Below are 13,938 nucleotides of genomic sequence, written 5' to 3'. Positions count from 1 at the left end.
GTGTCCCCGTATGGACTGATGTCGCTGGTGGACTGAGCGTAGTTCGACCCTACGCCCCGGCTGTCCCTTCTTCCGTGATGGACATCACTACATCTGGCCGTCGCCTGCGTGAGCCGGCGCACATTCGGCTATCTTGGCCTAATGTCGGTAACGATCCATGAGATGGAGCGCGGCCCTATATGATGCCGAGCACGATGGCGCCGACGAAGGCCATGGCGAGGTACGCGGTGATAATGCTTAGTCTGCCGGCGAACGTCATGAGATCGCTCCCGCTGTAGCGCCGCGTTGCGCGAGCTTTATGGTTAACAGAGAGTCTCCTTCCGAAAAAGTCAGTCGTCCTGTCGCTCAGTCTGGCAGCATTTCGGCGCACGCGGGCCGGCATGGTTAAAGAAGGCTGAAACGACACGTTGAAGAGTCTTTAAGTAAATTCACCGAACGTGCGTTCATGACGCGCGGAGTTCGTTTGTATCTCGTCGGCTCCTTCGTCCTTGTTTCGCTAGCGGGTTGCGGACGCGGCTTCTTCCAGGCCGAACGCGAACCGTGGCGGGCCGAGGCGGAAGCGGCGTGCCTGAAATCTGGAGCGGTCAAGGAGAGTGCGGACATCGTCCGCATCGATCCGATCTCCGGCCCTGGCCAATGTGGCGCCGAATTTCCGCTGAAGGTCGCCGCCATCGGCGAAGCCTCCAGCAGCTATGGCTTTGCCGACGAGGAGCTGCGTCCGCCGGGAAGCATCGGCAACCAGCCGCGCTGGCCGGTCACGCAGCGATCGAACTATCCGCAGAGCCAGAATTATCCGGCACCCTCCCACCCGCAGCGATCGAACTATCCGGAGAGCGCACTGCAGCAGCCTTCCGGCTATAGCACTTCAACCGGACCGATGTCGCTGAACGCGCCCGGCGTGGTGCCGCAGGAAGACGAGATCGATCTGCCGCCCGAGGGCACCGATGCCGCGGGGGCCGCGCGCTACATGAACGCGCCGAGCTATCCGGCGCGGCCGGCCGGTGCGGCACCCTACGGGCAACCGCCCGCGCAGCAGCCGCTGCCGCGTCTTGGCCCGGCGCAGGGCAATCCCGTTACCGCCGTCGGTCCCGTTGCGATCAAGCCGACCGCGACGCTGGCCTGTCCGATCGTGTCCGAGCTCGACCGCTGGCTCGCCGACACCGTGCAGCCTTCGGCCATGCGCTGGTTCGGCGTCCGCGTCGCCGAAATCAAGCAGATCTCCGCCTATTCCTGCCGTGGCATGAACGGCAACTCGCGCGCCCACATTTCCGAGCACGCCTTCGGCAATGCGCTCGATATTTCCGCCTTCGTGCTCGCCGACGGCCGCCGTGTCACTGTGAAGGACGGCTGGCGCGGCATGCCGGAAGAGCAGGGATTTTTGCGCGACGTGCAGTCCGGTGCCTGCGCGCATTTCACGACGGTGCTCGCGCCCGGCTCCAACGTCTATCATTACGATCACATCCACGTCGATCTGATGCGCCGCGCCAGCCGTCGCCTGATCTGCCAGCCCGCCGCCGTCTCCGGCGATGAGGTCGCCGCGCGTGCGCAGTCACGCAGCCCCTATGCGAATGCACGCGATCCTTCCGTGACTGGTTCGCTCGGCCGCAAGAGCGCCGCGCACAAGCGCGAAGAAGACGAGTACGCCGACGATTAGGCTTGCGCAAACCCGTAGCTACGATGGGGGCGTAGCCCGCCAGTAAGTCATTTCGAGGCCGGCTTCGATGGTGGGAGCCCCATGCACCGCTGCACCTCGCCAGGGACGTTGTAGGTTCGCATGATGTGGCGGCTGTCGCGAAGACCGGACGCCTCGCGTTGCACTACGAACATCCACAGCGCATGGCCGGCTTCGTGCACCAGCCTACGTCTGGCCGGTTGCAGTGAGGCCGGTACCCCCGAGGCCGCGTGGGCGGCGTCGAACTCGCGCAAACGCGTGAGGCTCTGTTCCAGCGCGCGGCCCATTCGTCCAAGCGCCGAGGCCTGCTCCTGGACGATCTCATAATGGAGAATATCGACAGGGGGGCGAAGATCACGAGGCATGGACGCAAATATAACCGCCCGCGACGCGCCTGCGCAACGCGTAGCCCGCTTGCGGTTACTTCGCCCGATACGTCGCGAGGAACATCCGCGTCGCGCTATCGACGACTTCGGTCATGCGCTCTTGCGACGGTGCGGGAGCAGCCTGGAAGACGAACGGCAGGAACAGCGAGGCCTTGCACAGTTCCATGAATTGCGAGGCGGCAAGATCGCAATCGTCGATATCGAGATCGCCGGAAGCGACATGGGCTTTGAGATAATCGGACAACCGGTGGATGGTCTTGTCCAGCACCCGCGCATAGTAACGGCGGCCGACGTCGGGCATGCGCTCGGCGATTGCCATCACGGTGCGGATTGCCGATCCGCCGCCGGGCCGGCAGAGTAAATGGATATAGGCCTGGCCGAAATCCTTTAGCGTGGTCTCGGCATCGCGCGCGGGATCGAAATTGAACACGACCTGGCCGTGCTGGAGCGCCTCCTCTTCGAGAATGGCTTCGAACAGCGCGGATTTGTCGGCGAAATAGACGTAGAGCGTGCCCTTGGAAACCTGTGCCGCGCGCGCGATCTCGCCCATGCTGGCGCCGTCGAAACCGAGAGCCATGAACACTTTGCGAGCACCGTCCAGGATTTGACGTCGCTTGGAGCTGTCCTCCTCCGGGACGATGTGAAGACGTTCGCTGGCAGCTACAACCATTGGTTTAGGGTCTCGGAAGGTTTTTGGATCCGCGTCTGGGGCTATGAAACCCGAATAAAGGATTCGGGCTATTAAGATGACACCGGGAATATTATGTAGATTGACCGAACCGTTCGGTCAAGGTATTTAGGACGAGCGAAAAAGGGGCGTGCCGTGGCGGCCATCCCTGCTCGCGCTTTTGGGGAGGCCTTTATGGCCGTATCGAGAGACCAGGCTGCGCGCGTCCTTCGCCAGGAGGCGGTGGAGACGACGCCGGAGCAGGTGAGCGGTGACGCTGCGCCCGAGAAACCCGCCGTCCTGGCTGAGAAATTGCGCTCTCATGTGGTCGAGGAAACCGAGCACCGCAGCGTCGAGGTGGCCGAGAAGCCCGCGACCGACAGGGCGGCCCCGGCTGCCCCTGCCCATAGCGCTGCTGCCGCCGCGCCCAAATCCGGCAAACGCAAATTCGTCCTGATGGGGGTTGGCTTGCTGCTGGCGCTCGCGGTCGCGAGCTATGCCGGTTACTACACGCTGGTCGGCCGCTTCTACATCTCCACCGACGATGCCTATGTCCGCGCCAACAACACCATGCTCGGTGCGCGCGTCGCCGGTCACATCTCCGCGGTCCTCGCCGGCGACAACTCGCCGGTGCGCGCGGGCGACGTCGTCTTCCGCATCGACGACGGCGACTACAAGATCGCAGTCGATGCCGCCGCGACCAAGATCGCGACTCAGCAGGCCACGATTGACCGCATCAGCCGTCAGGTCGCAGCACTCGATAGCCAGGTCGCGCAAGCGAAGGCGCAGCTCGTCTCGGCTGAAGCGGGCCTCAAGCGTGCCGATCTCGACTATGAGCGCCAGCAGGCGCTGAGCAGCAAAGGCTTTGCCTCGCGCGCCACCTTCGAGAGCTCGGAAGCCGGACGCGACCAGGGCGCGGCCGCGGTCAAGGCCGCGCAGGCCGCCTACGACGTCGCGGTCAGCAATGTCGACGTCGCCAAGGCGCAGCAGGCCGAGGCGCAGGCGCAGCTCGCCGAGCTCAAGACCACGCTCGCCAAGGCTGAGCGCGATCTCGGATTCACCGCGGTGCGCGCGCCGGTCAACGGCACGTTCTCGAATCGCCTGGTCAATACGGGCGACTTCGTCGCGGTCGGCCAGCGCCTCGGAAACATCGTGCCGCTCGACGACGTCTATATCGACGCCAATTTCAAGGAAACGCAGCTCAAGCGCATCCGCCCCGGCCAGCCGGTGACGATCAAGGTCGATGCCTATGGCATGCGCAAGTTCTCCGGCGTCGTCGACAGCATCGCGGCGGGCGCGGGCTCGGTGTTCACGCTGCTGCCGCCTGACAATGCCACCGGCAACTTCACCAAGATCGTGCAGCGCGTGCCGGTGCGCATCCGCGTGCCGAAATCGGTGGCGAAGCAGAACCTGCTCCGCGCCGGCATGTCGGTCTACGCGACCGTCGACACCAACAAGGGTGCCGCCGACGCCGACAGCGAGGTCGATCTCGACGATCCCATCGCGGTTCACCCGCAGTAGTGCCGGCAGGCGAATCATGTTCACGACGAGCGCCGCTTCGTCCTTCACCTCTCCCGAAGGGAGAGGTCGGATCGCATCGCAAGATGCGATCCGGGTGAGGGCTTACGCTCTCTCGTGGGAGCTGCGGCCCCTCACCCGATTTGCTGCGCAAATCGACCTCTCCTCGATGAGGAGAGGTGGACCGCGCACTCTCGCGCGAGCCGGGTAAGAGAATGGCCGACACCACCACTGCTTCACCTGCCATGATGGCGGCCCCGGCTTCCGAGCGGATCGCGCCGAAGCGGCTGTTTGCCTTCATCATCATGGTGTTCGGGATGTTCATGTCGATCCTGGACATCCAGATCGTCTCGGCCTCCTTGAGTGAGATTCAGGCCGGATTGTCGGCGAGCTCCAGCGAAGTCTCCTGGGTCCAGACCGCCTATCTGATAGCCGAGGTCATCGCCATTCCGCTCTCGGGATTCCTGTCGCGCGCCTTTGGCACGCGGCTGTTGTTCGCGATCTCGGCGGCCGGCTTCACCGCCTCGAGCCTGCTCTGCGGCTTTGCCAGCACCATCGAGGAGATGATCCTTTGGCGCGCGCTCCAGGGATTCCTCGGCGCCGGCATGATCCCGACGGTATTCGCCTCGGCCTATACCGTGTTTCCGCGCTCGAAATTCCACATCGTCGGCCCCATCATCGGGCTTGTTGCGACCCTCGCACCCACGATCGGGCCGACGGTCGGCGGCTACATCACCGACGCGATGTCCTGGCACTGGCTGTTCTACATCAACGTTCTGCCTGGCATCGGCATCACCGTCGGCGTGCTGGCGCTGGTCGATTTCGACGAGCCGCATCTCGAACTGCTCGACCGCTTCGACTGGTGGGGCCTGTTGTTCATGGCCGGCTTTCTCGGCACGCTCGAATATGTGCTGGAGGAGGGGCCGCAATATGAATGGATGCAGGACACCTCGGTCGCGATCTGCGCCTGGATCTGTGCAATCTCGGGAATCGCCTTCTTCTGGCGCGTCTTCACCGCGGCCGAGCCGATCGTGAACTTGCGCACCTTTTCGGACCGCAATTTCGCCGTCGGCTGCACGCTGCAGTTCTGCATCGGGATCGGGCTCTATGGTCTGACCTATATCTATCCGCGCTATCTCGCCGAAGTGCGCGGCTACAGCGCGTTGATGATCGGGGACACCATGTTCGTCTCCGGCATCACCATGTTCCTGGTCGCGCCGCTGGTCGGCCGGCTCATGGCGAAGGTCGACATGCGCTACATGATCGCGTTCGGTCTTGTCGTGTTCGCGCTCGGCTCCTACCAGATGACCTGGATGACGCGAGACTATGATTTCTATGAACTACTGGTGCCGCAGATCCTGCGCGGCATCGGCATGATGTTCGCGATGGTGCCGACCAACAACGTCGCCCTCGGTACGCTGGCACCCGAGAAGGTGAAGAACGCGAGCGGCGTGTTCAACCTGATGCGCAATCTCGGCGGCGCGCTCGGCCTCGCCGTCATCAACACCGTACTCAACGATCGTACCGACCTCCACATCACCCGCCTCCAGGAGCGCGTGACGTGGGGCAATGCGACCGCGACCGAAACGCTGACCATGTTCATGCAGAAGTTTCAGGGGCTTGGCGATGCCACGCTGATGGCCATGAAGCAGCTCTCCCAGCTGGTTCATCGCCAGGCCGTGGTGATGAGCTTTGGCGACGCCTTCTTCGTGCTGACGCTGTTCTATCTCGCGCTCAGCCTCCTGGTCGCGCTGCTGAAGAAGCCGCCTTCGCCGTTTGGTGCCGGCGGCGACGCGCATTGACGCAACTCCGCGTGTTCGGTGTCATCGCCGGCTTGCCGTCTTCGCTGAAGCTTCGCCGGCCCAACACCGAATGCCCGGCGAAGCCGTTGGCGGAGCCGGGACCGGACGATCCAGTATTCCAGAGGCAGGCGTTGGAGAGCTCGCTCTCGCACCACATTCGCCGCGGCGTACTGGATGCCCCGTCAAGCCGGGGCATGACGGCGAGGATTGGGGTGGCAGCGCGCAACCAGCGATGCGGACGGCGTCGCGTACCAAATTGCAACACTCGTGCGTGATCTCGCGCGAGCCCCGTTGCAAAGCGCTTGCGACACATCTATAAAGCGCACTTCATTCGATCGAGCCGGGAGGGATTTGCATGACTTCGACGCATTCGCAGATCGCACGCCCGCGCTCGATGTTCTGGCTCGGTATGTGCTCGGCCTCATAGAGGCCCTTTCCGCCAGCTTCGATTGGGCCAAGGTTTCGACCAAGCGCCCCGATCGCTCCGCTTCCCAAGTCAAAGTCAGTTTTGAGTGACGCCGTCTCGGCCCTCGTGGCCGGTCTGTGTCCATCGATGGAGCCGGCCCGCGCGTGCGGCCGGATGATGTCATGACCGCTCTGTCTAAAAAGCCCGCCGCAATTCGCGTGGTGCTGCCCTTCGTGTTCCGCCACTGGCTGAAGCAGCCGGGGCGCGGCCTCGTTGTGGCCGGCGGCGTCTTGGGCGCGACTCTCGCCGACCTGTTCATGCCGGTGTTCTCAGGGCATCTGGTCGATGCGCTGACGCGCGGCCCGTCCGACCCGGACGCGCGCCACGCGGCGCTCACGGCGTTCGGCGCCATCGTGGCGCTGGGCGCGGCCTCGATGGTGTTGCGGCTCGTCGGCCTCCAGGCGATCGTGCCGTTCACGCTGACGACCATGTCCGACGTCGCGCAGGACGCGTTCACGCGCGTGCAGCGCTTCTCGACCGACTGGCACGCGAACTCCTTTGCCGGCTCCACGGTGCGCAAGATCACCCGCGGCATGTGGGCGCTCGACCTGCTCAACGACACCATTCTGCTCGCGCTTCTGCCTTCGCTGGTCGTGCTGATCGGGTCGATGGTCCTGCTCGGCGTGCACTGGGCCTCGCTCGGCCTGGTGATCGCGCTCGGGGCGGTCGTCTACGTCACCATCACGGTGGTGTTCTCGACCCGCTACATCGCGCCGGCAGCCCGCGTCTCCAATGCCTGGGACACCAAGGTCGGAGGCACGCTGGCGGACGCGCTGACCTGCAACGCCGTGGTGAAGTCGTTCGGTGCCGAAGCGCGCGAGGATGCGCGGCTCGCGCGCGTCATCAACCGTTGGCGCGTGCGCGTGCGGCGGACCTGGTTTCGCTACAATTACACGGCGATGTCGCAGCTTTCCTTGCTGCTGTGCCTGCGCGCCTCCGTGATCGGCGGCTCGGTGCTGCTGTGGATGTCAGGTCATGCCTCGCCCGGCGACGTCACGTATGTGCTGACGAGCTATTACGTCATCCACGCTTATTTGCGTGACGTCGGCATGCACATCAACAACCTCCAGCGCTCGGTCAACGACATGGACGAGCTGGTGGCGATCCACGACGAGCCGATCGGCATTGCGGATGCTTCCGATGCGCGTCCGATCGCGATCGAGGGCGGCGAGATCGTGTTCGACGACGTCACGTTCCATTATGGCGGCCACCGCGCGCCGCTCTATGACGGGCTGTCGGTGACGATCCGCGCCGGCGAGCGTGTCGGCCTCGTCGGCCGCTCCGGCTCCGGCAAGACGACCTTCGTCAAGCTGGTGCAGCGGCTTTACGACGTCACCAGTGGCTGCGTGCTGATCGACGGGCAGGACATCGCGCGCGCCACGCAGCAATCGCTGCGCAGCCAGATCGCGATCGTGCAGCAGGAGCCGATCCTGTTCCACCGCTCGCTCGCCGAAAACATCGCCTATGGCCGGCCGGGTGCCAGCCTGGAGACGATCGAGCAGGCGGCGCGGCTTGCGAACGCACACGACTTCATTCTGCGCCTGCCCAAGGGCTACGGCACGCTGGTCGGCGAGCGCGGCGTGAAGTTGTCGGGCGGCGAGCGGCAGCGCGTGGCGCTGGCGCGCGCCTTCCTGGCGGATGCACCGGTGCTGATCCTGGACGAGGCGACCTCCAGCCTCGATTCGGAGTCGGAGGCGCTGATCCAAGAGGCGATGGAGCGGCTGATGAAAGGCCGCACCTCGATCGTGATTGCGCACCGGCTGTCCACCGTGAAGAGCCTCGATCGCATCCTGGTGTTCGATCGCGGCGAGATCGTCGAGCAGGGCACGCATGCCGTGCTCGCGGGCAAGCGAGGGGGCATCTATCGCGGCCTGTTCGAGCGGCAGGTGGTGGAGCTCGGACGTATCGCAGCAGCGGAATGAGGCGCGCGGCGGCGGGGCGAAGTCCCGAGGCCACGCCGCCGGAGGTGAATGACATGAAAGACCTGACGAACGGCCCCATCGTGAGACACATCCTGGCCATGGCACCGCCGATCATGGTGGGCATGATCACGATTATGGTCTGCCAGCTGGTCGATCTCTACTTCGTCTCGGGATTGGGCGATGCTGCCGTCGCGGGTGTCGCCGCGGCCGGCAATGCCGGATTTCTCGTCAACGCGCTGATGCAGGTGCTCGGCGTCGGCACGGTGGCGCTGATCGCGCACGCCGTGGGACGCAAGGATCGGCAGGATGCCAATCTGATCTTCAACCAGGCGATCGCGCTGTCGGTGCTGTTCGGCCTGCTGACCCTGGCCGCGGGCGCAGCTTTGTCGCGTCTCTACATGCGCTCGATCGCCGCGGATCAGGCCACGATCGAGGCGGGGACCATCTATCTATTGTGGTTCATGCCCGCGCTCGCGCTGCAGTTTGCCACTCAGGTGATGGCGTCTGCGCTGCGCGCCACCGGCATTGTCCGTCCCGCCATGCTGGTGCAGGCGCTCGCGGTGGTCATCAATATCGCGCTGGCGCCGGTGCTGATCGCGGGCTGGGGCACGGGCTATCCGCTCGGCGTTGCCGGCGCCGGGCTGGCGAGCTCGATCGCGGTAGCGATCGGCGTTCTGATGCTGCTCGCGTACTTCCGCCAGGTCGAGCGCTATGTCGCGTTCAACGCGGCGCAGTGGCGCCCGCAGCCGCGCCATTTGAAGCGCATTCTCAATCTCGGTCTGCCGGCCGGCGGCGAGTTCGCGATGATGTTCATCTTCATGGCCGTGGTCTATTACGTGCTGCGCGATTTCGGTGCGGCGGCGCAGGCGGGATTCGGCATCGGGCAGCGGGTGCTCGGCCTGATCCAGATGCCGGCGCTTGCGGTCGCACTCGCGGCCGGTCCAATCGCCGGCCAGAACGTCGGCGCCGCAAACGGCGCGCGCGTGCGGGAGACCTTCGTCAAGGCGGCGCTAATCACCACAGCCGTGATGATCGGCTTCATGATCCTTGCGCAAGCGAAGCCGGAGTTGCTGCTCGCCGGATTCTCCAACGACCGGGAGACGATGGAGATCGCCTTCCTGTTCCTGCGGATCATCTCGCTCAACATGGTGGCGCAGGGCCTGATCTTCACCTGCTCGAGCATGTTCCAGGGCCTCGGCAATACCAAGCCGGTGCTCTTGAGCTCGGCGACGCGCGTGTTCACCTATTCCTTGCCGGCGATCTGGCTGTCGACGCGGCCGGGCTTCCGCATGGAGCACGTGTGGTACTTGTCGATCGCTGCGACGACGCTCCAGGCCGCGCTGAGCTTGTGGTTGTTACGCCGCGAGTTCGAAAGGCGGCTGGCGCCGCTCCGGCAGGTCGGGGCTCCCGGGCCGATCGAAGCTGAGCCTGTCGCACCTCCCGCGCGTGCGCCTGCATAGCGGCAGTCACCTCCCCAGCGGCGCCGGATAATTTGCGGCGCCGTGGGGCTAATACGCGCCAACACTGTTCCAGACGAGGCCGAGGCCGGACAGGAACAGAAGGCCGAGCACGACATCGCCAAAATGCTTGTCGCTCAACGCGTGATAGACGCGTGCGCCGGCCCATGCGCCGATCAGCGTGCCCGGAAAGGCGACCAGCGCGAGCCAGACCACTTTGAAGGCGACGAGGCCCGACGCGGTCTGCAACGCCAGCGCGGTCGCGAGCACCGTGAAATTGAAGAGCTGGAAGATGCCGCGCCGCTCGTGCTTGTTCCAGCCGCGGATGTTGGCCCACAGGATCGGCAGCGGCCCCGACAATCCGGCGAGGCCGCCAAGAATGCCGCCGGCAACGCCGATCGCGCCGTCGGCGATCCTGCCGCCGAATTTGATCGCGAGCGACCTCTTGTTCAGATACAGCGCGCTCGAGAAGATCAGAAGCAGCACACCGACGCTCAGCTTGAAAACTTTTGGATCGGCCGAGGCGACCATCATCGTTCCCAGCGGCACGCCGACCAGCCCGCCGATCAGGAACGGCCAGACCAGCGAGAGGTCAAAACTCTTCCACATCGACGGCAGCGTCGAGGTCTGGGCGATTACCGAGCAGATCAGCACCAACGGCACCGCAAGCGATGGCGGCAGGACGTAGAGCCAGATGCCGAGCGCCATCAGCGCCGTGCCGAAGCCGGCCAGTCCCGAGACGAAGCCGCCGGCCAGCGCGCCGAACAACAGCAGGACGTAGGTGAGCGTTTCCAACTGATCATCCTTGTCGCAATGGCGATCCCGAACTGTTGATCACCAGCGCCCGCATAGCACGCTTGCTGCCGTGCCGGTCAATCCGTGCTGCACGCAAGCGTGATCTACGGGGTTCGGGCTTTTCGCGAAAGACACGCCTACATGACGGTCGTACTTCAGTACTTCAATCCTGCGGCCCGTCCGACGCCATCGTGCGCTCCGTTCGGTCAGTCCCGCACAAGATGATGGAGAATGACGATGACCCGCATGAACATTGCCGTTGCGGCCGCGCTGATGTCGGCGGCGGCCTTGATGCCGACAATAGCGCAGGCGCAGCTTTCCGAACCTGCGGCCTATCAGGCCGCCCATCCCGACCGCGACGTGCTGAATGGCGGCCAGCTCACGCCGGCGGCGCGCGCCGCGCTCGGCCAGCGGGGCATCCCGCGCGACGCCTATGCATCGCAGGCCTATCCGTCACCCGCTGTGCCTGCGCTTCGCTCGCGCCATCGCCGTCAGCATCGATAGGTTTTCGCTAGACGATCTGCCTGGTGTCGGCCGGCTTGTGCAGCGCGCTGACCAGGATGCGCAGCGCCTCGGTCAATTCCGCCCTGTTGCGCGCTGCGCCCAGCGAGACTCGCGCCGCATGCGGCGGCATCCCATTGACGGTGAAGGCTTCGCCGGCGACCAGTGCGAGTCCATTCCGCAAGAGATGCCCCGCGACATCGGACCGGCCCTCCGGCAGCCTCAGCCAGAGATGATGGGCGGCGGGCCTGGCCAGGAACTGAAATCCTTTCAGCGCGCGCTGCGCGAGCTGCTGGCGGCCAACCGCTTCGTTGCGGATGGCGGCGATGATGCGATCGGCAATGCCGGTCTCGATCCAATGCGTCACCAGCGCCACCATCAGCGGTGCCGGCATCTGCACGGTGGCCTGCAAATGGCTGCGCATCGTCTGCTGTGCATCGTTGTCGGGCGTCAGCAGATAGGCGACGCGAAGCGCCGGCGCGATGCATTTTGACAGCGTGGTGGCGAGATAGGTCCGTTCGGGAATGAGGTTCGCGATCGGCGATGCCGAACGGTCGAGCAGCCCGTAGGCGTCGTCCTCGATCAGTGTCGTACCGGCATCGCAGATGATCTTTGCGATCGCGCTGCGCCGCTCGGGGGATAGCGTCGCCGTGGTCGGATTGTGCAGCGTCGGAATGAGATAGACGGCTTTCGGCCTGTGGGTGCGGCAAGCGTCTGCCAGCGCGTCGGGCAGGATCCCGCCGTCATCCATGGCGACGCCGACGAGCTTGATACCAAGCCGCGCCGCGGCGGCCTTGATGCCGGGAAAGGTGAGCGCTTCGGTCAGAACGATGTCGCCGGGCCGCGCGAGATGGCTGAGCAGGTTGAACAGGATCGTCTGCGCGCCGGGAAAGATCACGAGCTTGTCGGCACGCGCATGCGCAACGCGGGCGCGCATCCAGCGTGCCGCAATCTCGCGCTCATGTGCGCTGCCGCCGGGCGGCTGGTAGTTGAGATGCGCCGTCAAGCCCGATTGCGCGCGGATGGCTTCCATTCCGGAGATGATGCGCTCGTCGAGCTGTGCCTCCAGCGGATGCGGCGGCACGTTCATCGAGAGGTCGATTGCGACTGGGTGGGGCAGGTCGACCGCGCGGCGCGCGCTGGTCTCCGACACGAACGAGCCTTGTCCGACCCGGGCCTCCATGATGCCGCGGCGCCGCGCCTCGGTGTAGGCGCGCGTCACCGTGGTGAGGTCGATGCCGAGCGCTTTTGCGAGCGCGCGCTGCGTCGGCAATTGCTGGCCGCGCACCAGTCGGCCCGCGGCGATGTCGGCCTCCATGGCCTCGACGATACGCTGGTAGCGCGGGCCGGAAAGCTCGGAGATTGTCGGGGTCCAATCCATGCAATTTGGCTCCATATCCTTTGAATGTATGGATGCAATACATTATTGTATGGATCGTGGAAAAGGAAGAGGTGTGCTCATGGCGACGGTCTCTCTGGCGAAGGCGATGTGGCGCGGTTTCACCGGCAAATGTCCGAATTGCGTGGAAGGGCACATGTTCGGCCGCTTCCTGAAAGTGGCTGACGCTTGCGATCATTGCGGCTAGGAGCTGTTTCACCAGCGCGCAGACGACTTTCCGGCCTATCTCGTGATGGTCGTGGTCGGTCATCTCGTGGTGCCGGCGATCCTTGCGGTTGAGACCGCCTATGCGCCGCCGGAGTGGCTGCAACTCGCGGTGTGACTGCCGGTGACGCTGTTCGCGTCGCTCGCATTACTGCAACCGACCAAGGGGGCCATCGTCGGGCTGCAATGGCAACTCGGCATGCACGGTTTCGAGGCGAAAAAGCTGCGGCGCGAAGGCAATGCGCTTGCACCGGTGTTGGTGAGGGCGGACACGCGCGGGGCCTAAAGCGGCCGCAGCGTTTTACATCGCGCGTTCGGCCGTTACACTCCATCGGACAAACAAGAACGATGGAAACGCCGATGTCCGCACGCTCGAAGACTTTTCTGCTCTGTCATGGCGCATGGTCCGGTGGCTGGGCCTGGAAGAAGATGCATCCGCTGATGGCGCAGGCCGGCCACCGGCTGGTCGCGCCGACCTACACGGGCTCGGCGAGCGCGCGCATCTGGCAAGTCGTTCGATCGATCTCGACACGCATATCCAGGACATCCTTAACGTCATCGCTTTCGAGGACCTCAGCGACGTCGTTCTGCTCGGCCACAGCTATGGCGGCATGGTCGCCACCGGCGTCGCCGACCGCGCACGCGAGCGCGTAACACAATTGATCTATCTCGATGCCTTCGTGCCCCGTGACGGCCAGTCGCTGTTCGACCTCAACGAAGGCGGGCGCGAGCCGATGCGAAGGGCGGCCGCCGGCGGTGACGGCTACCGCATCCCGCCAAACCCACCGCCGCCGGACACGCCGCAGGCCGATCTCGACTGGCTCAATGCGCGCCGCGTCCCAATGCCGATCAAGTGCTTCGAGGCGCGGCTGAAGCTCGCGCACGGCGATGCGACAGTGCCGCGCAGCTACATTTATTGCACGCGCATTCCGCCCGGCGATGTATTCGGGCAGTTTGCGAGGCGTACCAAGAGCGAGGATGGCTGGCGCTATGTCGAGCTCGACGCCAGCCACGCGCCGAATGTGACTGCACCGGAGGCGCTGATGGCGGTGTTGCAAGAGATCGTCGGTTAGTGTCTTCCTCATTCCGGGGCTCGCGAAGCGAGGGCCCGGAATCCATCGATCGCCTGAATTTGCTGCCCGATGGATT

The 13,938-nt window shown here is 64.8% G+C and carries 11 protein-coding genes and 2 pseudogenes; 9 read left to right on the top strand and 4 right to left on the bottom strand.

Annotated elements, in window-relative coordinates:
- Positions 1-445: 445 nt before the first annotated feature.
- Positions 446-1,654, top strand: a complete 1,209-nt coding sequence (locus IVA96_RS27330; RefSeq protein WP_247420361.1) for an extensin family protein — start codon at positions 446-448, stop codon at positions 1,652-1,654.
- Between the two features lie 47 nt (positions 1,655-1,701).
- Here IVA96_RS27330 and IVA96_RS27325 read toward each other — a convergent pair whose 3' ends face one another.
- A complete protein-coding gene (locus IVA96_RS27325) occupies positions 1,702-2,037 on the bottom strand; it encodes a DUF6665 family protein (RefSeq protein WP_247420358.1) in 336 nt (111 codons plus the stop codon).
- A 55-nt stretch (positions 2,038-2,092) separates the two neighbouring features.
- Positions 2,093-2,728, bottom strand: coding sequence for a TetR/AcrR family transcriptional regulator (locus IVA96_RS27320; RefSeq protein ID WP_247278449.1), 636 nt, complete (start codon positions 2,726-2,728; stop codon positions 2,093-2,095).
- Positions 2,729-2,920: 192 nt separating this feature from the next.
- Here IVA96_RS27320 and IVA96_RS27315 point away from each other — a divergent pair, with 192 nt between their 5' ends.
- The 5 genes from IVA96_RS27315 (at position 2,921) to IVA96_RS27295 (ending at position 9,893) form a co-directional block, all read left to right on the top strand.
- A complete protein-coding gene (locus IVA96_RS27315) occupies positions 2,921-4,246 on the top strand; it encodes an HlyD family secretion protein (RefSeq protein ID WP_247420354.1) in 1,326 nt (441 codons plus the stop codon).
- A gap of 212 nt (positions 4,247-4,458) precedes the next feature.
- Positions 4,459-6,045 (top strand): DHA2 family efflux MFS transporter permease subunit, encoded by a 1,587-nt coding sequence (locus IVA96_RS27310; RefSeq protein ID WP_247420351.1) that lies wholly within the window; start codon positions 4,459-4,461, stop codon positions 6,043-6,045.
- A 351-nt stretch (positions 6,046-6,396) separates the two neighbouring features.
- Positions 6,397-6,561 (top strand): hypothetical protein, encoded by a 165-nt coding sequence (locus IVA96_RS27305; protein ID WP_247420348.1) that lies wholly within the window; start codon positions 6,397-6,399, stop codon positions 6,559-6,561.
- A 72-nt stretch (positions 6,562-6,633) separates the two neighbouring features.
- Positions 6,634-8,433, top strand: a complete 1,800-nt coding sequence (locus IVA96_RS27300; RefSeq protein ID WP_247420345.1) for an ABC transporter ATP-binding protein — start codon at positions 6,634-6,636, stop codon at positions 8,431-8,433.
- Between the two features lie 53 nt (positions 8,434-8,486).
- Complete coding sequence (locus IVA96_RS27295; RefSeq protein ID WP_247420342.1) at positions 8,487-9,893, top strand: MATE family efflux transporter; 1,407 nt, start codon at positions 8,487-8,489, stop codon at positions 9,891-9,893.
- A 48-nt stretch (positions 9,894-9,941) separates the two neighbouring features.
- Here IVA96_RS27295 and IVA96_RS27290 read toward each other — a convergent pair whose 3' ends face one another.
- On the bottom strand, positions 9,942-10,685 hold the full coding sequence (locus IVA96_RS27290) for a sulfite exporter TauE/SafE family protein (RefSeq protein WP_247420339.1): 744 nt from the start codon (positions 10,683-10,685) through the stop codon (positions 9,942-9,944).
- Between the two features lie 237 nt (positions 10,686-10,922).
- Here IVA96_RS27290 and IVA96_RS27285 point away from each other — a divergent pair, with 237 nt between their 5' ends.
- The gene (locus IVA96_RS27285) at positions 10,923-11,189 is read left to right on the top strand and encodes a hypothetical protein (protein WP_247420337.1); all 267 of its coding nucleotides are present in this window, start codon (positions 10,923-10,925) and stop codon (positions 11,187-11,189) included.
- Between the two features lie 7 nt (positions 11,190-11,196).
- Here IVA96_RS27285 and IVA96_RS27280 read toward each other — a convergent pair whose 3' ends face one another.
- Complete coding sequence (locus tag IVA96_RS27280) at positions 11,197-12,567, bottom strand: PLP-dependent aminotransferase family protein (protein WP_247420335.1); 1,371 nt, start codon at positions 12,565-12,567, stop codon at positions 11,197-11,199.
- Positions 12,568-12,646: 79 nt separating this feature from the next.
- On the opposite strand from IVA96_RS27280, the pseudogene IVA96_RS27275 reads away from it, so the two are divergent.
- Positions 12,647-13,075, top strand: a pseudogene (locus tag IVA96_RS27275) (DUF983 domain-containing protein).
- A 74-nt stretch (positions 13,076-13,149) separates the two neighbouring features.
- Positions 13,150-13,862, top strand: a pseudogene (locus IVA96_RS27270) (alpha/beta hydrolase).
- The last annotated feature ends 76 nt before the right edge of the window (positions 13,863-13,938 follow it).

Source organism: Bradyrhizobium sp. 159 (genome assembly GCF_023073795.1).
Classification (GTDB): Bacteria; Pseudomonadota; Alphaproteobacteria; order Rhizobiales; family Xanthobacteraceae; genus Bradyrhizobium.
This window is presented reverse-complemented; position numbering and strand designations above follow the sequence as displayed.

Coding starts and splice junctions, on each gene's coding strand:
- IVA96_RS27330 (WP_247420361.1), top strand. CDS start 446: ATGACGCGCGGAGTTCGTTTGTATCTCGTCGGCTCCTTCGTCCTTGTT.
- IVA96_RS27325 (WP_247420358.1), bottom strand. CDS start 2,037: ATGCCTCGTGATCTTCGCCCCCCTGTCGATATTCTCCATTATGAGATC.
- IVA96_RS27320 (WP_247278449.1), bottom strand. CDS start 2,728: ATGGTTGTAGCTGCCAGCGAACGTCTTCACATCGTCCCGGAGGAGGAC.
- IVA96_RS27315 (WP_247420354.1), top strand. CDS start 2,921: ATGGCCGTATCGAGAGACCAGGCTGCGCGCGTCCTTCGCCAGGAGGCG.
- IVA96_RS27310 (WP_247420351.1), top strand. CDS start 4,459: ATGGCCGACACCACCACTGCTTCACCTGCCATGATGGCGGCCCCGGCT.
- IVA96_RS27300 (WP_247420345.1), top strand. CDS start 6,634: ATGACCGCTCTGTCTAAAAAGCCCGCCGCAATTCGCGTGGTGCTGCCC.
- IVA96_RS27295 (WP_247420342.1), top strand. CDS start 8,487: ATGAAAGACCTGACGAACGGCCCCATCGTGAGACACATCCTGGCCATG.
- IVA96_RS27285 (WP_247420337.1), top strand. CDS start 10,923: ATGACCCGCATGAACATTGCCGTTGCGGCCGCGCTGATGTCGGCGGCG.
- IVA96_RS27280 (WP_247420335.1), bottom strand. CDS start 12,567: ATGGATTGGACCCCGACAATCTCCGAGCTTTCCGGCCCGCGCTACCAG.